Origin of the sequence: Promicromonospora sp. NPDC019610 (assembly GCF_044389365.1) — a bacterium.
Classification (GTDB): domain Bacteria; phylum Actinomycetota; class Actinomycetes; order Actinomycetales; family Cellulomonadaceae; genus Promicromonospora.
Map to the genome: position 1 here is coordinate 90,267 of NZ_JBIRXX010000001.1, position 19,303 is coordinate 109,569.

The 19,303-nt window shown below is 72.8% G+C and carries 19 protein-coding genes; 8 read left to right on the plus strand and 11 right to left on the minus strand.

Annotation, left to right across the window (positions count from 1 at the left end):
* Positions 1 to 6: 6 nt before the first annotated feature.
* The 3 genes from ACH45N_RS00405 to ACH45N_RS00415 all read right to left on the minus strand — a co-directional run bounded on the left by ACH45N_RS00405 (position 7) and on the right by ACH45N_RS00415 (position 3,788).
* On the minus strand, positions 7 to 888 hold the full coding sequence (locus ACH45N_RS00405) for an intradiol ring-cleavage dioxygenase (RefSeq protein ID WP_397390095.1): 882 nt from the start codon (positions 886 to 888) through the stop codon (positions 7 to 9).
* Positions 881 to 2,716, minus strand: coding sequence for an FAD-dependent oxidoreductase (locus tag ACH45N_RS00410; RefSeq protein ID WP_397390097.1), 1,836 nt, complete (start codon positions 2,714 to 2,716; stop codon positions 881 to 883). The genes ACH45N_RS00405 and ACH45N_RS00410 overlap by 8 nt, the downstream gene beginning before the upstream one ends.
* 82 nt (positions 2,717 to 2,798) lie before the next feature.
* A complete protein-coding gene (locus tag ACH45N_RS00415; protein WP_397390099.1) occupies positions 2,799 to 3,788 on the minus strand; it encodes a helix-turn-helix domain-containing protein in 990 nt (329 codons plus the stop codon).
* 145 nt (positions 3,789 to 3,933) lie between these two features.
* Between ACH45N_RS00415 and ACH45N_RS00420 the strand changes: the two genes are divergently transcribed.
* Positions 3,934 to 4,641 (plus strand): histidine phosphatase family protein, encoded by a 708-nt coding sequence (locus ACH45N_RS00420; protein WP_397390101.1) that lies wholly within the window; start codon positions 3,934 to 3,936, stop codon positions 4,639 to 4,641.
* A gap of 59 nt (positions 4,642 to 4,700) precedes the next feature.
* Positions 4,701 to 5,192 (plus strand): PH domain-containing protein, encoded by a 492-nt coding sequence (locus tag ACH45N_RS00425; RefSeq protein ID WP_397390103.1) that lies wholly within the window; start codon positions 4,701 to 4,703, stop codon positions 5,190 to 5,192.
* A 119-nt stretch (positions 5,193 to 5,311) separates the two neighbouring features.
* On the opposite strand, the gene ACH45N_RS00430 is transcribed toward ACH45N_RS00425, so the two are convergent.
* The gene (locus tag ACH45N_RS00430) at positions 5,312 to 6,082 is read right to left on the minus strand and encodes a MerR family transcriptional regulator (protein ID WP_397390105.1); all 771 of its coding nucleotides are present in this window, start codon (positions 6,080 to 6,082) and stop codon (positions 5,312 to 5,314) included.
* Between the two features lie 42 nt (positions 6,083 to 6,124).
* Between ACH45N_RS00430 and ACH45N_RS00435 the strand changes: the two genes are divergently transcribed.
* The gene (locus ACH45N_RS00435) at positions 6,125 to 6,667 is read left to right on the plus strand and encodes a DUF6194 family protein (RefSeq protein WP_397390107.1); all 543 of its coding nucleotides are present in this window, start codon (positions 6,125 to 6,127) and stop codon (positions 6,665 to 6,667) included.
* A gap of 200 nt (positions 6,668 to 6,867) precedes the next feature.
* Here the strand turns inward: ACH45N_RS00435 and ACH45N_RS00440 are convergent, their stop codons facing one another.
* From ACH45N_RS00440 to ACH45N_RS00450, 3 genes are all read right to left on the minus strand, one after another.
* Positions 6,868 to 7,629, minus strand: a complete 762-nt coding sequence (locus ACH45N_RS00440) for an MOSC domain-containing protein (RefSeq protein WP_397390109.1) — start codon at positions 7,627 to 7,629, stop codon at positions 6,868 to 6,870.
* Positions 7,630 to 7,681: 52 nt separating this feature from the next.
* Positions 7,682 to 8,857, minus strand: coding sequence for a metallophosphoesterase family protein (locus ACH45N_RS00445; RefSeq protein ID WP_397390111.1), 1,176 nt, complete (start codon positions 8,855 to 8,857; stop codon positions 7,682 to 7,684).
* A gap of 75 nt (positions 8,858 to 8,932) precedes the next feature.
* Positions 8,933 to 10,336, minus strand: a complete 1,404-nt coding sequence (locus tag ACH45N_RS00450) for an amino acid permease (protein WP_397390113.1) — start codon at positions 10,334 to 10,336, stop codon at positions 8,933 to 8,935.
* 40 nt (positions 10,337 to 10,376) lie between these two features.
* On the opposite strand from ACH45N_RS00450, the gene ACH45N_RS00455 reads away from it, so the two are divergent.
* Positions 10,377 to 11,744 (plus strand): NAD(P)/FAD-dependent oxidoreductase, encoded by a 1,368-nt coding sequence (locus ACH45N_RS00455; protein ID WP_397390115.1) that lies wholly within the window; start codon positions 10,377 to 10,379, stop codon positions 11,742 to 11,744.
* Here ACH45N_RS00455 and ACH45N_RS00460 read toward each other — a convergent pair.
* Genes ACH45N_RS00460 through ACH45N_RS00470 form a run of 3 tightly spaced genes read right to left on the minus strand, consistent with a single transcriptional unit; the run spans position 11,647 to position 13,996 of the window.
* Positions 11,647 to 12,759, minus strand: a complete 1,113-nt coding sequence (locus ACH45N_RS00460; protein WP_397390117.1) for an alpha/beta hydrolase — start codon at positions 12,757 to 12,759, stop codon at positions 11,647 to 11,649. The genes ACH45N_RS00455 and ACH45N_RS00460 overlap by 98 nt on opposite strands.
* A 35-nt stretch (positions 12,760 to 12,794) precedes the next feature.
* Positions 12,795 to 13,583, minus strand: a complete 789-nt coding sequence (locus ACH45N_RS00465; protein ID WP_397390119.1) for an SDR family oxidoreductase — start codon at positions 13,581 to 13,583, stop codon at positions 12,795 to 12,797.
* 50 nt (positions 13,584 to 13,633) lie between these two features.
* Positions 13,634 to 13,996, minus strand: a complete 363-nt coding sequence (locus ACH45N_RS00470; protein WP_397390121.1) for a nuclear transport factor 2 family protein — start codon at positions 13,994 to 13,996, stop codon at positions 13,634 to 13,636.
* A gap of 78 nt (positions 13,997 to 14,074) precedes the next feature.
* Between ACH45N_RS00470 and ACH45N_RS00475 the strand changes: the two genes are divergently transcribed.
* Complete coding sequence (locus ACH45N_RS00475; RefSeq protein WP_397390123.1) at positions 14,075 to 14,869, plus strand: MerR family transcriptional regulator; 795 nt, start codon at positions 14,075 to 14,077, stop codon at positions 14,867 to 14,869.
* A gap of 125 nt (positions 14,870 to 14,994) precedes the next feature.
* Positions 14,995 to 16,131, plus strand: coding sequence for a low molecular weight phosphatase family protein (locus ACH45N_RS00480; protein ID WP_397390125.1), 1,137 nt, complete (start codon positions 14,995 to 14,997; stop codon positions 16,129 to 16,131).
* Here ACH45N_RS00480 and ACH45N_RS00485 read toward each other — a convergent pair.
* A complete protein-coding gene (locus tag ACH45N_RS00485) occupies positions 16,113 to 17,270 on the minus strand; it encodes a hypothetical protein (protein ID WP_397390127.1) in 1,158 nt (385 codons plus the stop codon). The two genes, ACH45N_RS00480 and ACH45N_RS00485, sit on opposite strands and share 19 nt — an antisense overlap.
* A 223-nt stretch (positions 17,271 to 17,493) precedes the next feature.
* On the opposite strand from ACH45N_RS00485, the gene ACH45N_RS00490 reads away from it, so the two are divergent.
* On the plus strand, positions 17,494 to 18,246 hold the full coding sequence (locus tag ACH45N_RS00490; RefSeq protein WP_397390129.1) for a VOC family protein: 753 nt from the start codon (positions 17,494 to 17,496) through the stop codon (positions 18,244 to 18,246).
* Between the two features lie 87 nt (positions 18,247 to 18,333).
* Positions 18,334 to 19,299, plus strand: coding sequence for a sulfotransferase family protein (locus ACH45N_RS00495; RefSeq protein ID WP_397390131.1), 966 nt, complete (start codon positions 18,334 to 18,336; stop codon positions 19,297 to 19,299).
* Positions 19,300 to 19,303: the final 4 nt, after the last annotated feature.

Genomic DNA, 19,303 nt, shown 5'->3' on the forward strand with positions numbered 1-19,303 from the left:
CCGGGGTCAGTCCGCCGGGGCGAGGACGACGTCGAAGCGCGTCCGGGCCCACGTGCCCTCGACCGCACGGCCGTCGGGCGTCGGCGTGCCCGCGGGCTGCTCCTCGAAGTCCATGACGAGCGAGTCCTTGACGCCGAACACCGAGTCCGAGGAGAGCAGCTCGTCGCCGCGCACGAAGATGTGCGTCACGAGCGTGCGCAGTCCGGGCGCCGTCACCATGAAGTGCAGGTGCGCGGCACGCAGGGGCGAGCGGCCCGACGCCGCCAGGAGCGCGCCGACCGGCCCGTCGTGCGGGATCGGGTACGGCGTGGGCGTGATGCCCCAGAAGCGGTACCCGCCGTCGTCGGCCGAGTAGAGGTGCGCGCGGCCCGCGGTGCGCTCGTCGCCGTACTGGACGTCGTAGAAGCCGTCCTCGTCCGCCTCCCACACCTCGATGCGCGCGCCGGGCACGGGGTTGCCGGCGGTATCCGTGACCGTGCCCTCGACCCAGCAGGGCTGCCCGGTCGCGGCGCCCGCGATGTCCCCGCCGTTCTCGATGCGCGGCGCGTCGTCCACGAAGAACGGGCCGAAGACCGTGGCCTCGGTCGCGTTCTCGTACGCCGCGTTGTTGATGGCGATGGTCTGCATGGAGGCGCCCAGCACGTCGGACAGCAGGATGAACTCCTGCCGCTTGTCGTCGGTGATGTGCCCCGCGGCGGTCAGGAACTCGATGCCGCGGTTCCACTCGTCCTCGGTGAGCCGCACCTCGCGCAGGAACGCGTGCAGGTGCCGGGTCAGGGACTGCATGACCGTCGCCAGCCGCGCGTCGTCGGCGCCCGCGAAGGACGCCGCCACGCGGTCGGTGAGCTCCTGCTCGCGGGCGGACTGCTCGGCGTCCGGCTCAGCCATCCTGACCGCTCCGTCCGAGGACCGACCGCAGGGCGTCGCCCAGCGCTCCCGCCGGGTCGTCGGCCAGGGTCTGGGCGCGCCAGGCCACGTGTGCGTCCGGGCGGACCAGGATCGCGCCCGACTCCTCGACGCCGCGCATCTTCGCCCAGTCGTAGTAGGTGTCGATGACCTCGCGGCCCGGCCCGATGACGACGGCCTCCAGCGGCACCCCGAGCTGGTCGGCGACCTTCGCGGCGGCGTCTGCCCAGGCCTCGCCCGCGATGCCGGTCACCAGCGTGAACTGCCCGTACGGGACGAGGTCGTGCGTCGAGCGCTTGTGCCCGTCGGCGTCGGCCACCCAGACGTGCGGGAACCGCGCGCCGGGCACCGTGGACTGCTTGTAGTAGAGCTCGGGGTCGCGCTCGTCCACAGGCTGGGGAGAACCGTCGGGGACGATCGCCGCCGACGTGTAGAACTGGCCCATGTCCACGCCGTGCGCGTTGAACTCGTAGTGCTTGAGGTCCATCGCCTCCACGAGCGCCGCACGCTTGGCCGCGCCGGCCGGGGTGTTCGCCTTGCGCTCGTCGATCGCGGCCTGCATCGCCTCCGGCGTCTCGGCGTCCAGGACCCCGAGCACCTCCATGAACCGGAACTCACCGCCCGACTTGTTGGCGCGCAGCACGATCTGCTCGGCGACCGGCGCGCGCTCGGCCGAGTAGGTCTCCAGCAGCGACGGCGCCGCCTGCCCGTTGAGCACGGCCGCGATCTTCCAGGCCAGGTTGTACGAGTCCTGGACCGACGTGTTGGAGCCGAGGCCGTTGCTCGGCGGGTGGCGGTGGATGGCGTCGCCCGCACAGAAGACGCGGCCCTGCTGGAGGTGCGTCGCGTACATCTGGTTGTTGCCCCACAGCGAGTAGCCCGTGATCTCGACGTCCAGGTCCTCGACACCCACGAGCTGGCGCACGATCTCGGTCGCCGCGGCGTCGTCGAGCTGCGGCGGCTCGCCGGCGATGTCGTAGCCCCACACGATGAGCCACTCGTTCCACGGCCGGACCATGCGGACCAGGCCCGCGCCGATGCCGCCGACGTCGGAGCCGGGCTGCAGCACCCAGTACAGGACGGACGGGCGGTGGCCCACGAGGTGCGTGAGATCGGCCTTGAACGTGATGTTCATGGAACCGGCGATGTCCATCGCGCCCTCCATCGGCAGGCCGATGTCGGCCGCCACCTGGGAGCGGGCCCCGTCGCCGCCGATCAGGTACTTGGACCGGATCGTGTACTCGGTGCCGGTGACGCGGTCGAGCACGCGGGTGCTCACACCGTCGGCGTCCTGCGTGTGGCCCAGGTACTCCGTGGAGAATCGCGACTGGGTGCCGCGCTGGGTCGCGTTCTTCACGAGGATCGGCTCGAGGTACGTCTGCGGGATGTCGACCGTGAGCGACGGCGAGGCCAGCCGCGCGTCCGCCTCGCGGGCGGGGTGGGTCTCCCAGGTGAGGATGCGGCCGATCTCCTCGCCGGCGATCGTCGTGCAGAACACGGTGTCGCCCACCAGCTCGTGCGGCGTCGCGTCCGCGAGCACCTGGTCCTCGATGCCCAGGTCGCGGAAGATCTCCATGGTCCGCTGGTTGGTGATGTGCGCGCGGGGCGTGTTCGCGGTCCAGCGGTACTTGGTGATCATGATGTTGTCGATCCCCAGGCTGGACAGGAAGAGCGCCGCGGACGCGCCGGCCGGGCCGGAGCCCACGACCAGCACGTCGGTCTCGACCACCGTGCCGTGTCCCTCCGAGGTCGTGCCGGCGGCGGTGCTGGGCAGTGCGGTCTCGGTCTGACCGTCGTCGAACTCAGGCATGCGCACAGGGTGCCGCGCGCCCCGGCCTGGGAAAAGGGCCGACCACGAAAGTCGGCGGAAATCATCAAGGTGGGGTGTGTGCTCAGCGGCGCGCGGCGAGCGCGTACCTCCGGGCCTCGGACGGCGACATGCCCGCCTGCTCGCGGAAGACGCGCGAGAACTGCGCGGCCGACGAGAACCCGCAGCGCCGGCCGATCGCCTCGACGGTCTGCTCCGCGTACGACGGCATGCGCAGCATCCGGCTCGCCATCTCCACGCGCCGCCGCGCGACCAGGCGCGGCACGCTCGTGCCGTGCTCGGCGAGCACGCGCGAGAGCTGCCGCTCGCTCAGGCCGATCGCGTCGGCGATGCGGCGGGCCGACATGGTCGGGTCGCGCAGCCACTGCCGCACGTACCGCTCGGCCGCGGCGAAGTGCGCGCCCGCGGCCTGCGCCCCGGCCACCTCCGGCCGGACCAGCACGGCCGTGACGAGGTCGAGCACGGCGGCCTCGTCGGCTGCGCCGTCGCCGTCGGGGCCCACGGCACGCGCGACCAGCTCGGCGAGGGCCGCGGCATGGGCGTTGACGCCCGCCGCCGGGGAAGGCGTGCCGAACTCGATCACCTGGGCGGTGCGCGGCATCGTGCCGCCCGCGGAACGGAACACGTCGTACGGCACCTTGACCGCCAGCTCCTCCAGCCCCTGGGAGAAGCCGCGCAGGAACGGCCGGTCGGCGTCGCACACCAGGAGCTGGCCGGGCCGCAGCCGGCGGACGCCGTCGTCGTGGAAGAAGAACGCCTCGCCCCGGAGCGTGAAGTAGAGGGCCACGGACTCGGTGGGGCGGGTGCGGACCGTGCGCGCGGTGCGCTCCACGGCGTGCGGGTTGGCCTCGACGTGCGCCAGGTGCAGCCGGTCGAGCTGGAGGTTCGCCTCGGAGGCCTCCAGCGCCGAGTCGTCCTCGAGCATGCGGCACTGCAACGCGACGAGGGCGTCGGCGTTGTGCTCCTCCCACAGCTCGATCCGCCGCGCCGCGGGCAGGCCTCGCGTGGAGAAGCGGTCGACGGCGCCGCGCGACGCCGGTGTGGCACGACTCACGAGCCCCACAGTAGGTGCAGCGCCCGGCGCGCACCAGGATTCCGCGGCCGCGGTCGGCGTGTTGTCCGTGGCGTGTTCGCCCTGGTCAGAGCCGCCGGCGGTGACCAGGGGTGCGCTCGGCCGCCGGAGGCAGGATGCTCGTTCCATGTCCGACGAGACGTTGCCGACCCAGCCCGCCGCGGCGCGGCCCCCCGCCCTGCGGCCCACACGCGACCCGCAGCTCGTGCTGCTCCGGCACGGCGAGACCGAGTGGAGCGCGAGCGGGCAGCACACCGGGCGCACCGACCTGCCGCTCACGGCGGCGGGCGAGGCGCAGGCCCGGTCCGCGGGAGCGACCCTGGCCGCCTACGACTTCGCGGCCGTCTTCACGTCGCCGCGGACCCGGGCGCGGCGGACGGCGGAGCTCGCGGGACACCCCGGCGCCGTCGTCGACGAGGATCTCGCCGAGTGGGACTACGGGCCGGTCGACGGCCGCACCTCGCGCGACGTCTCGGAGATCCTGGGGCGCGACTTCCAGATCTTCGACGACGGCGTGCGGGTGCTGCCGCCGTCCGCCGAGCACGGCGACGGTCGGCCGGGCGAGACGCTGGACCAGGTCGCCGTGCGCGCCGCCCGGGTCATCGCCCGGGCCGAGCTGGTGCTGGGTGGGTCGGGGCCCGGGTCGGGGGCGGAGGGCGGAGGTGACGTGCTGCTCGTGGCGCACGGGCACCTGCTGCGGGTGCTGGCCACGGTGTGGCTCGGCGTCGACCCGCGGCTCGGGGCCCGGTTCGAGCTCGGCACCGCCGCCGTCTGCCTGCTGGGGTACGGGCACAGCCTGCGCACCATCGAGGGATGGAACCTGGCGGCGCAGTAGATCCGACCGGCCGATCCAACCAGTAGATCCAAAAGGCGCAGTAAGGCAGTATTCGCGACATGAGGGAAGAGCACCTCGCCGAGGGCGAGACCATCGTGTTGCAGCTCCGCACTCACCCGAAGAAGGTCGTCAAGCCGATCCTGCTGCTCCTGCTGCTGATCGTCGTCGTGATCGCCGTCTGGGTGCTGCCGCTGCCGGTCGACCCGATCGTGCTGTGGTTCGCGACGGCGATCCTCGTGGTGCTCGGCCTGGTCGCCTCCGCGGGTCCGTTCCTGCGCTGGCGCACCACCCGCTACATCATCACCAACCAGCGGGTCGCGCTGCGCACCGGCATCCTGACGCAGACCGGCCGGGACATCCCGCTCTACCGGATCAACAACGTCACGTTCGAGAAGCAGCTCAGCGACCGGATCTTCGGCTGCGGCACCCTCGTGATCTCCGACGGCACGGACCAGCCGGGCATGGTGCTCGACGACGTGCCCGACGTCGAGCAGGTGCAGCGCACCCTCCAGGACCTGGTCCGCCAGGGCAAGCTCCTCAGCGACGACTGACGGCGCACCCCGCCCGCGCCGCCCCGCCCCCGCCCGCCCGTACCCGCCGGTTGAGTGCTGGCTATTTGTCGATCTCTGTGTGTCAGGAGCGCAAAAAGCCAGCACTCACGTGGTTGGGCTCACGGGGTCGGGGGGTCGAGGACGTCGGCCAGGTCCGCGCCCGCGCGGAGCAGCGCGACCGTCCGGGTCGCGATCTGGTCCAGACGGCGGTCCAGGATCCGCCGGACCTCGGCCGTGCCCCCGCCGGCGCCCGGGAGACGGCGCAGGCTCACGACGACGTCGCGCACGGCCGGGATCCCGTACCCGCTCGACCGCAGCGCGGCCACGATGCGCGCCTCCCGCACGGCGCCCGGCCCGTACTGCCGGGCGCGCAGCGACGTCACACGTTCCGGGACGAGCAGCCCCTCCTGCTCCCAGAACCGGAGCGTGGAGGTGCGTACCCCGAGCGCGACGGCGAGCTGGGTGATGGTCAGTACGTCGGAGTCGACATAACCGGCGTCGACATACCCGGCGTCGTCGTACCCGGCGTCCGGCTCTCGTTCCTCGCCCTCGATGGCCGCGAGCGCCGCGTGCGCCCGGAGGGCCTCGTCGCGGTCGGCGGCCAGCCGGACGTGCACCGCGCCGATCGCGGCGGCAGCGTCGGCGAGGCTGCCGGTCAGCGCCTGCGCGAGCAGGCTCCGCGCGACCACCGGCCCGGCGGCGCTCGCGAGCCCCCGGTACGCCCGCAGTGCCCGGACGTGTGCCGGCCCGTACGACCGGTAGCCGTTCGCCCCGCGTGTGGCCGGCGGGATGACGCCGAGCCGCTCCAGGTCGCGGACCTGCTGCACGGACCAGCCCGACTTCCGCGCGACGTCGGCGGTGCGGAGCGGCCGTGAGGCCTGAGGTGTCATGCGCTCAACCCCACAGAGGCACTTGAAGGTGATGCTTGAACCATGGACCTTCAGCACAGTACCGGCCCGACCGTCGAGCAGATCATCGCCGCCGTCCGTGAGCTCGACGGCGCCCTGGTCGTCACGCCCACCGTCGGCGACCCCGACGTTCCCGAGCTGGCCTGGGGCGACGCGTTCTTCTACTACGCCCCGGACGGCCAGATGCCCCGGAACGTCCAGCCGTACGGGACGATCGTCACCAAGAACTATCCGGACGACACCACCTCGGACCTCGACCCCGCCGGACGGTGGCGAGTCAACGTCCATGTCGGGCGGGCGCGCCTTGCACAGCTCACCGGGGCCGTCGAGCCCGAGGTGACGGAGCCTGGTCTCGCGGAGCCTGGGCACGCAGACCCTGGGCCGGGCAAGCACGGGGAGGCCGCGCCCGGACCCGCGACCGTCGACGTCGTGCGGCCGCACCCGGTGTACGGGTCGGCCGGTTGGATCGCCGTCGTGAACCCCGGGCCCGCGACCGGCCAGACCGTGCTCGCCCTGCTGCGCGACGCGCACGAGGCCGCGCGCGCCCGGTTCGAGCGCCGCCGCTGACGCCCGGGTCCAGAGGCCCCGAGGTCTCCGGGGGAACGCTTGCGCAGCCGGGTGCGTAACGGAGAGGTAGCACTGCTCCGTCTCCGTTACCCACTTGGCTGAGTACGTCTTTCCCCGGAGACCGTGGGCCGCGTGGGCCGCGTGGGTCTCGTGGGTCCCGAGATCTCCGGGGAAACGCTTGCGCAGCCGGAGATCGCCCGTCAGTCGACGACGGCGCGGGCCGCGGCCTGCTCGCTGCGGCGGTGCATGTCGACGCTGAGCCGGATCTCGCCCGCGGCGTGCGCGTTCAGCAGCCGCTGCGCCAGCTCCTCCAGCGTGTCGACTTCGGGCGCGTCCGCGCCGGCGGGACCACCGGCAACGGCAACGGGACCACCGGCGGCGGGACCGCTGGCCGCAGCAGCCCCCACCGACGCGCGGGCCAGGCCGTACTGGGCGCCGAACCAGTCCGCGACGGTCACCCCGTGCAAGGGGTGGTGCACGACATCGACGGTGTCGCCCGCGCCGAGATCGCCGTTCTCGATCACGCGCAGATAGGCACCCGTGCGGTTGGCCTGGGTGAACCGGCGCACCCAGCGCTGCTCGCCAAGCCGCCGCCCGAAGGTCTGGCAGGGCGTGCGCGGCTGCGTGACCTCCAGCAGCGCCGACCCGATCTGCCACCGCTCGCCGATCACCGCGCCGTTCACGTCGAGGCCGCTGACCCGCAGGTTCTCGCCGAACAGCCCGGGCGTGACCTCCCGGCCGAGCTCGGCGGACCAGTGGTCGGCGTCCTCCTGGGCGTAGGCGTACACCGCCTGGTCGAGGCCGCCGTGGTTGGCGCGGTCGGCCTGCACGTCCGCGTAGAGGCCGTAGGGCCGCACCTTGACACGGCCCTCCACGGGTCGCTTGTCGATCGCGGTGACCCCCACCGGGCCGGCGTCGGGATGCAGGACGTACACGCGACAGACCGCGAGGAGCTCAGCCATGCGCACATTTTCTCATCCGCGCGCCGCCCCCTCCGACGTGTCCGGCCGACGGTCAGGGCAGCGGGAGCGGCTCCATCCACTGGTCGTCGGCCGTCAGGTCGATGCCGTACTCACCGGCGAACCGCATGCGGGTCCCGGCCAGCACGCCGTCGACCGACTCGTCGAGGTCGTAGACCCGGGCGCCGCGCAGGCGGTTGCGCTCGGCGCCGCCCAGCCCATACGTGCCGAACCCGGTGTTCCCCGCGTACCCGAGCAGCACGCCGTAGTAGTCGCCCGAGTAGGTGTTCACGTGGTCGTGGCCGCAGAACACGCCGCGGACGTCGCCACGGTGCTGGATCGCCGAGAACATGCCCGAGTTGAAGGGGCCCGGGCACTCGTCCTCGTTGCGCTCCCCCTCGATCCGGTGCCGGGCCTTGCCGCGCTCGTGGTCGGCGTCGGTGCGTCCGTCCACCGAGCCGAACCACATGAACCGGTACTCCCACAGGGGGATGTGGATGAACATGAGGGCCGGCACCACGTGCCCCGCGCGACGCTCCACCTCCACCGACGTGTCGTGGTACCACTTCACCTGGTCCATGCGCAGCCAGTCCCAGTGGGGGTAGCCGTCGAAGTCCTGGCCCGCGAGGGTGTCGGGCGCGTACCGCCCGGAGTCGAGCAGCCAGACGTTGAACGCGGGACGCCCGCCCCGGCCCTCGATCAGCAGGTTCGAGTTGCCCTGCCCGGTGACGCCGCGCGCCGTCGGGCCGTTCACGTTGTGGCGGTAGGACCGGTAGAAGGCCAGCATGTCGGCCTCGTCCAGGCCGCTGTTCGGCGTCGAGTCCTCGTCGTGGTTGCCGAAGGTGATGGCCCACGGGACGGCGCGCTCCTCCATGGGCTGCACCACGTTGTTCATCGCCTGGTGCATCTCCAGCGGGGTGTCGCAGCCGCCGGCGATGTTGTCGCCGTTGAGGATCACGAGGTCCGGCCGCTCGTCGTCGAGCACCGCGCGCATGAGCTCCAGCGTGCGGCGGTCGATCTTCTCGTCGTCCTGCGTGTCGTTGAACTGGACGATCTTGAACTTCCCGTCCCGGCCGAACCGCAGCGACCGCTGCGGGTGCCGGCTCAGCTTCACGGCCTCCGCCGGGGCGGCGGCGCCCGCAGCCGCCGCGGTCGCGACGCCCGCCGCGCCGAGGCTGCTCAGGGACAGGAAGGTCCGGCGGTCGACGCCGTCGGCAGTGTGCTCAGTCATGCCGACGACGATCGAGGTCCCCGCTGGCGGGCGTCCGACCGCCGGGTGGACCCCCGATGACGGTCTGCTGAACGCCTACCGCACGCGGCGCAGCGCCCGCGCGACCACGTAGACCACCAGGATCAGCACGACCAGGCCGGCCGTCGCGGCGATCTGGGGTCGGGCGGCGGCGTCGGACAGCATGAGGCCCACCACCGCGACCAGCGCGACGAGCGTGACCCACGACAGCCACGGGTAGCCCCAGGCGCGCAGGCGCAGGGTCTCGCCGCGCTCGGCCGCCGCGGCCTCCAGCCGCGGGCGCAGCCGGAGCTGCGAGACGACGACCAGCAGCCACACCACGAGCAGCGCCGAGCCGACGGCGTTGAGCAGCACCCCGAGCAGCGACTCCGGCAGCAGGTAGTTGAGGAGCACCGCGACGACGCCGAAGAACACCGAGACCAGCACCGCGACCCACGGCACGTCACGCCGGGAGACCCGGGTCGCGGCCGCCGGGGCGTCGCCGCGCCCGCCGAGCGAGAAGAGCATGCGGGACGTCGCGTACACGTTGGCGTTGAACGCGCTCAGCAGCGCGAGCACGACGACGACCTCCATGAGCCGCGCGGCGCCGTCGAACCCGGCCATCTCCAGCACGGACACGAAGGGCGACTCCAGCCGGGCGGCGTCGGTCCACGGGATCAGGGCGACCATGATCGCCACCGAGCCCACGTAGAAGAACAGGATGCGCCACAGGATGGTGCGGGTGGCGCTCGCCACCGCCGACTGCGGGTCGCGGGCCTCGGCGGCCGCGATCGTGACGATCTCGATCCCCCCGAACGCGAAGACGACGGTGAGCAGGCCGGCCGCGATGCCGGGCAGCCCGGCCGGGGCGAACCCGCCGTAGGACGCCCACTCCCCCAGCACGCTGCCGCTCACGGGCACCACGCCGACCACGATCAGCACGCCGAGCACGAGGAAGCCGACGATCGCCAGGACCTTGACTGTGGCGAACCAGAACTCGGCCTCGCCGAACTGCCGCACGCCCACCAGGTTGATCGCCCCGAACACGGCGACGACAGCGGCCGCGACCGCCCACTGCGGCACCGCCGGCCACCAGCCGTGCACGATCCCGGCAACGCCCGTCACCTCGACGCCGAGCACCATGACGATCGTGAACCAGTACAGCCAGCCCAGCAGGAACCCGGCCCAGCGGCCGAGGGCGGCCTCCGCGTAGACGGAGAACGAGCCGCTCGACGGGAGCGCCGACGCCATCTCGGCGAGCATCCGCATGACGAGCACGACGATCGCGCCCGCTATGGCGTAGCTCACGAGCACCGCCGGGCCCGCGGCGGCGATGCCGAGGCCGGAACCGAGGAACAGCCCCGCGCCGATCGCGGAGCCCAGACCCATCATGGTCAGGTGGCGTGTGCGCAGGCCATGGGCCAGCTGCTCGGGGCGCGCGGCGGTTCCCGCGGGGTCGCTCTGGTGGTCGGTGGTGCTCACGACCGACCACGGTAACCCGGGCGGTGAGAGACTCGTGCCTGTGACCGAATCTGCACACACCCCCGTGCACACCCCCGAGGACGACGAGGACTACGGCCTCGAGAAGACGCTGAGCGAGGACCCCGAGCCGCTGCCGCACGTGGTCGTGGTGGGCGGCGGGTTCGCCGGCATGGCGGCGGTCCGGGCGCTGAAGGACGCGCCCGTACGGATCACGCTGATCGACCGCCGCGTCTACAACACCTTTCAGCCGCTGCTCTACCAGGTCGCGACCGGCGGCCTGAACCCGGGCGACGTCACCTACTTCCTCCGCGGCCTGCGCCTCAAGCAGAAGAACGTGCACGTGGTCCACGAGCACCTGGTGGAGGCCGACCACGCCGCGAAGAAGATCCGCCTGCTCAACGACCACTGGATCAGCTACGACTACCTCGTGGTCACGGCGGGCGTCACCACCAACTTCTTCGGCACGCCGGGCGCCAAGGAGTTCGCGTTCCCGATGTACTCGCGCTCGCAGGCGATGCGGATCCGCGACAACCTCTTCATCCGCCTGGAGAAGGCCGCGAAGTCGAAGCGCGCCGACGACGGGCTGCGCGTCGTGGTCGTGGGCGGCGGCGCCACCGGCGTCGAGGTGGCGGGCGCGCTCGCCGAGCTGCGCACCGCGGGCCTCGCACCCGCCTACCCGGAGATCCACGGCGACGCGTTCGAGGTCAAGGTGGTGCAGCGCGGCGGCGAGATCCTCAAGTCGTTCGCGCCCAAGCTGCGCACCTACGCGACCCAGGAGCTGCGACACCGCGGGGTCTCGCTGCACCTGGGCGCCGGGGTGGCGGCCGTGGAGCGCGAGGCCGTGGTGCTCACCGACGGCACCCGGATCCACGCCGACCTCACCGTCTGGTCCGCCGGCGTGCGCGTGCACGACGAGGTGGCCGACTGGGGCCTGCCGCAGGACGAGGGCGGCCGCATCCGGATCGGCGACGACATGCAGGTCGAGGGCCTGCCGGGCGTCTTCGCCGCGGGCGACATCGCGATCTCGCCGTCGGACCTGCCGCAGCTCGCCCAGCCCGCGATCCAGGGCGGCCTCATGGCGGGCCGGAACATCCGCGCCCTGCTCGACGGCGAGCCCCTGCAGGAGCTGCGCTACGTCGACAAGGGCACGATGGCGGTGATCGGCCGCCGCGCCGCGATCGCCGAGATCAACCTGCCCGGGGGCCGGTCGCTGCGCATCACCAAGGGTCTCGCGTGGATCGTGTGGCTGTTCGTGCACATCATGTCCCTCGTCGGGCCGCGCAACCGCGTCACGGTGCTCGCGGGCCTGGTCACGCGGTACGGGTTCCCGTTCCACCGGCGTCCCGTCCCGATCGTGGGCGACGTGCCGACCGTGCGCCCGCCCCGGTCCGGGAGCCGGCGGCCCTAGGCCCGGTCCCGAGCTGACGGCGCAGCCACGCCATCCGGGCGGCGACGGCGTCCTGCGAGATCACCGCATCAGGGACCACGACGTCGAACCCGTGGAACCCGCCCGGCCAGACGTGCAGCTCCGCGCGGCCGCCCGCCTGCCAGATGCTGCTCGCGTAGGCGACGTCCTCGTCCCGGAACGTCTCGGCCGACCCGACGTCGATGAACGTGGACGGCAGGCCGGAGAGGTCTGCCGCACGCGAAGGCGCAGCGTACGGGGACACCTCCGGGCCTCCGCGGACGCCGTCGCCGAGGAGCGCGTTCCACCCGGTCTCGTTCGAGGAGCTGTCCCAGATACCGACGCCGCGCATCTGCCGAGCGGAGGGCGAGTCGTTGCGGTCGTCGAGCATCGGTGACAGGAGCAGCTGGGCCAGGATCGCCGGGCCGTTGCGGTCGCGTGCCATCAGGGTGACACCCGCCGCGAGGCCGCCGCCGGCGCTCGCACCGCCGACGACGATGCGTTCGGGATCGATGTCGAGCTCGTGGGCGTGGTCCGACACCCACACCAGGCCCGCGTAGCAGTCCTCGACCGGACCTGGGTGGGGTGTCTCGGGCGCGAGCCGGTACTCGACCGACACCACGGCCATGCCCAGGGGCTCGGCCAGGTTCAGCATCTCGACGAGCCCGAACCGGTTGTCCCCGACGATCATGCCGCCGCCGTGGATGTGGAAGATGGTCGGGGTCGGCGTCGTCGCGTGCTTCGGGAGACAGATCAGCAGCGAGATGTCCGGTCCACCGTCCGGCCCGGGCACCGTCCGCTCCTCCACGGTGTAGGTGCCACCGCGCGCGAGGACTTCGTCGGTCGGGGCCTCCACCCCGGGGACGGGCGCGCGCATCTCGACGATGTTGTCCGGACGGTACGCGTCAGGAGAGCGCAGGCTGGTCAGGATCTCGATGACGGGTGCGAGCTCCGGGTCGAAGGGCGGGGGCGGTCCGACCGGTGGGGCGGACGACCGGTCGGTGAACTGCGTGGTCACGTGTGCTCCTGGAGGTGGTGGGCCGGGTGTCTGGCTCAGACGGTGGGGACGGTGCCGCCGTCGATCACGTACTCGGCGCCCACGATCGCCGACGCGCGGTCCGAGACCAGGAACCCCACCAGGTCCGCGATCTCCTCGGTGTTCGCGAACCGTCCCAGGGGTACTCCGCCCAGGGAGTCGAAGATCGTCTGCTTGGCTGCTTCACGGGTGAGCCCGTTGCCCTCGGCGATCCGGTCCACGAACTGTTCGTAGGCCTCGGTCTCGATGCCGCCGGGGCTGATCGCGTTGACCCGGACGCCGCGCGGCGCGAGCTCGTTGGCGAGCCCCTTGCTGTACGTGCGCAGCGCGGCCTTCGCCGCCGCGTACGGCAGGGACGCGTCGTGCAGGGGCAGCTCACGCTGGATCGAGGTGAAGTGCAGCACCACGCCCGACCCGGCCTGGATCATCGCCGGGAGGAGGGCCCGGTCCAGCCGTACCGCCCCCAGCAGGTTGAGGTTCAGCTCGGTGAGCCACTGGTCGTTGGTGATGACGGCGAATCCACCGGGCGGTGTCGACGACCCTCCGACGACGTGCACCAGGATGTCGAGCGTGCCGACGTCCTCGGCGATACGAGCGGCGACCGTGTCGGTGCCTTCTGCCGTCAGGATGTCCGCCTCGATGAACCGGTCAGGGTGCTCGTACCCGTCGGGCATGGTGCGCGCCGTCACGTACACGTCGGCGCCCAGCTCTCGCAGCCTCTCGACGACTGCCTTGCCCGAGCCCTTCGAGCCGCCCGTGACCAGTGCCCAGCGACCGTCGAGACGGTCGCGATCTGCGATAGACATTTTTCTCCTGTGAAGATCGAAGTGGTGTGGTGTGGTGTGGTGTGGTGTGGTCAGGCCGGGTGGTTGGCGATGACGAGCTCGGTGACGAGGCCGTCCCGCAGCGCGAACCGGTAGTCGAGCTCGGCGACACCGCCCGGGAAGGTGCCCTCGAGCCGCAGGGTGACCACCCAGTGCGTGTCGTCGACGCGGTGGGCGCCGATCTGCTCGGTCGTGTACTCGAACTCGGACCCGGCGTCCCGCAGGAACGGGTGGGTCTCCTCTCGGCCGCGGAAGGTCTGGTCCTGGTCGACGATCACGGCGTCCTCGGTGAGGAACGACGAGGCGGTGTCGGCGTCGTAGGCGATGTGCGCGGTGAGGAAGTCGCGCACGGTGGTCGGGAGCAGGTCGGACGGGATCTCGGTGTGGTGTGTCATGAGCCCACCGTGTGGCCTCCGGCCGCGGGAGGGTCAAGCAGTGGACTCTCCCCCCGGGGGAGGGTTCAGAATGAGGGCGTGCTGACCATCGGGGAGTTCTCGCGGCTGACCCACCTGAGCGTGCGGACCCTGCGGCGGTATCACGAGGCGGCCCTGCTGGAACCCGCCGTGGTGGACGAGACGACCGGTTACCGCTACTACGGCGTGGACCAGATCCCGACCGCGCAGGTCATCCACCGGCTCCGCGAGCTCGACGTCCCGCTGAGCGACGTGCAGCGGATCCTGCGGACCCCCGATCCCGGTGTCCGGGCGGCCCTGGTCGCGGACCACCTGCAACGTCTCGAGGACGTCCTTGACCGCACGCGGGCCGCGGTCGTGTCGCTGCGGCGCCTGCTCCGGCCCGACCCCGCGCCGATCGACGTCCAGCTGCGTGCCGAGCCCGCCCGGACGGTCGCCGCGGTGGAGGCCGTCGTCGGGCATCACGACGTCGAGTCCTGGTACGCGGGCGCGATGGCCGAGCTGGAGGCGGCCGTCGGCACCGCCGTGACCGGGCCGCCGGGCGGCACCTACGACAACGCCCTGTTCGAGCAGGAACGGGGTCACTCGATCGTCTACCTGCCGACCGCTGCGCCACCGCGCTCAGGGCGCGTGCACCCCGTGGTCCTGCCGGCCGCGGAGCTGGCCGTCACCACGCACGTCGGCGAGCACGACGGCATCGAGGTCACGTACGGGGAGCTCGGGACCTGGGTGGTGGAGAACGCGATGTCGGTGGCGGGGCCGGTCCGGGAGGTCTACGTCGTCGGCCCCCGTGACACGAGCGATCCCGCCGCGTGGCGCACCGAGATCGGCTGGCCGGTCTTCCGGGTCGCCTGACGCCCGGCGCCCACTGCTCGGACGTCACCCGCTCAGGTGACAGACTCGGCGCGCTGCTCGCCGAAACGGCGCGGTAGCCTCACTCCTGGCGCTCGGCCACAACGCCGTCGGCCAAGGAGAAACCCATGACCCCGGACGAGCTGCGCTCGGCACAAAAACTCACCATGGCGAACCCCGAGCGGTTGCGTCTGCTGGCCCGGCTGCTCACGCACCCCGCGGGCCGCTGCACCGCCGAGGACCTGGTGCTGCGCGCCGCGCCGGAGGACCCGCGCCCGGACGGGCCGGGGGCCGGCGACCTGCCGCGGGGTGTCGCCGCCGCGCGGGCCGTCGCGGAGGTGGAGGAGCACCTCCAGGCGCTGGTCGCGGTGGGACTGGTCGCCGTCGTCGGGCCCGTGCCCGCGGACGCGGCGCTGTACCGCGTCTCGTCCCGGGGGATCGCACGGTTCGGGTCCGCGGCCCTCGCGGCCCCGCGGTACCCCGGCGAGCCGACGCTCGACGAACGTGACCACGACGCGCTCCTCGGCCGGCTGGTCGACACGCTCGCGATCGCCTTTGCCGCCAACGCGGGTGCCGGGACCGTGGACCGGCTGGTCCGGGAGTGCTACTCCGCGCTGCACCGGCAGGTGGGGTCGTCCGAGCAGGTGCCGGCGCTCACCGCGTGGCTCGCGACGGACCGGCTCGCCGCGATGGCGGAGGTGACGCACGGCTCGCCGCGGGACGTGCTGTTCGTCTGCGTGCACAACACCGGCCGGTCCCAGATCGCGGCGGCGGTGACGCGGCGTCTCGCGGGCGACCGCATCCGCGTGCGCACCGCGGGCACCCGGCCGGTGGCCGAACCCGACACGATGACGGAGACCGTGCTCGCCCGCCGCGGTCTCGACGGGCTCATCGAGTTCCCGCGGGAGCTCACGGACGACATCGTGCGCACCTCCGGGGTGATCGTGACGATGGGCTGCGGCGACGCGTGCCCCGTCTTCCCCGGGCGGCGCTACCTCGACTGGCCCCTGGACGACCCGGCGGGGCGGCCCATCGAGGAGGTCGAGCGGATCGTCGACGACATCACCGCGCGGGTGCGTGCGCTCGTCGCGGAGATCGACGCGGTGGACGAGCCGGCGGACGACGTCGCGGCTGTGGAGGCGATGGCCGCCGACGGCACGTTCGGCGTCGAGCAGCAGCGCGGCTGGCTCCCCCGGCTGGCCCGGCGGCCGTGGACCGTCGTCACGACCGCGCTCGGCGCCCGGGCTCAGCGGAAGGCGCGGTAGCCGGTCGGCTCCACCTCGGGTCCCCACGTGTCCAGCGCCCAGGCTGCCGCGTCGCCGAAGGCGGCAGCCAGCGCCGGGAGGTCGTTGCGCAGGTTGAGCGCGCCCCAGCGCCAGCGGGACACCATGAGCTGCCGGTAGGACGGCGACCTGCCCGCCGGGCCGACCAGCTCGCGCCCCGCGACGGTGCTCTTCCACAGCCAGCCCGTGACGAGGACCAGGTAGATCGCGCATGCCTGCCGCACGGACATATCCCAGCCGGGGTCCGACACGACGTCGGGTGCGTGCTCGGCCAGGCCGGCCGTGAGCTCGGCGAGCAGCATGTCCGTGAGACCGGGTGGCGGGTCGAACACGCACCAGCAGGTGGCGAAGGGCAGCAGGCCGTACGCGGCGACGAACGCGGCGTGCTGGACGTCGGTGCCCTCCAGGTCGAGGAAGCGCCAGCCGTCCGGGCCGAGCACCGCGTTGTCGGGGCAGGTGTCGGTGGGCGAGACGATCGCGGCGGCACCCGGCGTGCGCAGGTGCTGGGCCGCCGCGAGCTCGGCCTCGATCGCGGCCCGGCGTGCCGCCGTGCCGGGCACGTCGAGCAGGCGGTCGAGCCCGGCCCGGAGGTCGGCGTCGGCGTCCCACGGCTCGGCGGCGGCCAGGCGGCGCCGCGCCTCGGCCACCCGGCCGCGGGAGCCGCCCGTCGTGCGGCCGAGCGCGCGCGCCCAGGTCCGGGCGCCGTCCCAGGCCGCGTCGCGGTCGTCGCCGACGAGCAGGTCGGCGAGTGTCGGCAGGTCGCCGAGGTCGGACATGACGACGAGATGGTGCTCCGGGTCCTGCGCGAGCAGGGTCGGCGTGCCCGGGCACAGGTCCAGGCCGACGGCCTCGCGGACGAACGCTCCGTCGTCGGACAGGAAGCGCTTGACGATCACCGTGGCCGGGGCGCCGTGGTCCGCCTGCTCGACCTGGCAGCGGAGCACCTGCGAGCGGGCGGAGCCGCCCAGGTCGACCGGGTCGGTCAGGCGGACCGTGCCCGACGGCGGGATGATCGCGGACCCGGCCGATGCTGCCCCGGCCGATGCTGCCCGGGCCGACGCTGCCTGAGCGAGTGCTGCCCGGGCGAGTGCTGCCTCGGCGAGGGCGACGGTGTCGTTCACCGGGACAGTGTGTCCGCTGCTCACCGGGCAGGACCACACAATTCACAGGACTGTGGACAACATCTGTGGATAACTCCGCACGGGTGCCGGTCGCCGGGAGTACGAGCTGTGGATAACCCGGTGGACAGCCCCGCGCAACTTTTCCGCTGGGGAGTGTCAGTGACCCGGTGCAAGGTAGTAGTCCGAAGCGTTCCTCGTGCGACGACCTCCCGAAGGGCTGGCCATGACCGAATCGACCTCCACCGGAGCAGAGACCGACCGCCCCGCGCCCGAGGGCGTGGGCGTCCTGAAGTCGGTGGTCCTCGACGTCCCCGACCTCGGCAGCGAGGCCGACTTCTGGACGGCCCTGACCGGCGGGACGGTGAAGTTCACGGACGACGACTGGATCACCGTCACCACCCCCGACCAGTGGGACGTCGCGTTCCAGCTCGCCCCCGACCACGTCCCGCCGCAGTGGCCGGGACAGGAGCACCCCCAGCAGGCGCACATCGACCTGTACGTACCCGACCTGGCCGCCGCCACGGCCCGCGCGGTGGAGCTCGGGGCCACCGTGCTGCGCGAGAACGAGCGGTGGATCACGCTGGCCGACCTCGCCGGCCACACCTTCGACCTGTGTCTCAAGGAGGAGTCCGACGGCGTGACCGTCATGGGTCCCACCTTCGACTGCCCGGACGCGTCGGCCCTCGCCCTCTTCTGGTCCCGGATCCTGGGCGCCCCCGTGGCGTACGACGCGGACGGTGTCGCGATGCTCGGCGGCCCCCGGCCGCTGCTGTTCCAGTCGGTGGACAACTACAACGCGCCGCAGTGGCCGGACCCGGCGCACCCGCAGCAGGTGCACCTGGACGTCGGCGTGCCCAACCTCGACGCGGGCGAGGCCGCGGTGCTGGCGCTCGGGGCGACCCGGCTGCCGGGCGAGGGGTCGGGCTTCCGCGTCTTCGCCGACCCGGCGAACCACCCGTTCTGCCTGGTGCTCTGACCGGGAGGGTTAAGTTGCGGCTCCGAGAAGCGCAGGGCCATCCGTCGTGCCACGGTGGATGGCGGTAGTCGCGCGAACGGAGTCGGGATGCTCACGGTGCGAGGGACGGGCACGCAGCTCGCCCGCCGCTGCGCCGCCGCGCTGGAGAAGCACGCGGGCCTTCGGGTCACGCGTGTGCCGCGCGCCCGCGACCGCGGGAGTGGCGTGGGCGGCGGGGTGACGGGCGGCGCAGGCTCGGGCAGCGCGGGGACGAGCGGAGCGGGCCGACCCGGGAAGGGCCGGATCCGGCCGCCGCGGGACCCGGCCGACCGCCTGCTGGTGGCCCCGGTGTTCGTGCTCTCCGCGCCCCGGTCCGGGTCGACGCTCCTGCGTGTGGTGCTGGACAGCCACTCCCGGGTGCACGCGCCCATCGAGACGCACGTCCGGCGGCTGGCCGTCGACCCCACGACGCCGCTGGTCCGCAAGGCGATGGAGGCCCTGGGGCACAACACCGCCGACGTCGAGCACATCCTGTGGGACCGGATCCTCCACCGGGAGCTGCTCCGCAGCGGCAAGGACGTCATCGTGGAGAAGACGCCCAGCAACGTGTTCGCCGCCGACCGGTTCGCGACCTGCTGGCCCGACGCGCGGTTCATCTTCCTGCTGCGCCACCCCGTGTCGATCGCCCGGTCGTGGCACGACGCCGACCCGGCGCGGCGGCCCATGAACCGCGCCGTCCTGCACACGCTGAAGTACATGCGGGCACTGGACGGCGTGCGGCAGCGGCTCCCCGGGCTCACCGTGCGCTACGAGGACGTCACCGAGGACCCGGCGGCCGAGTTCCACCGGATCTGCGACTTCCTCGACCTGCCGTGGGAGCCGGGCATGATCGCCTACGGCGAGCAGGACCATGGCGACTTCGACAAGGGCATCGGCGACTGGCGGGACAAGATCCGCAGCGGCACCGTCCAGCCCGGGCGCAGCATCCCGCGCCCCGATGCGATCCCGCGCGAGCTGCGCCCGATGTGCGAGAGCTGGGGCTACGTCGAGGCGAACGCCGCCAGCGGCGACTGACGTC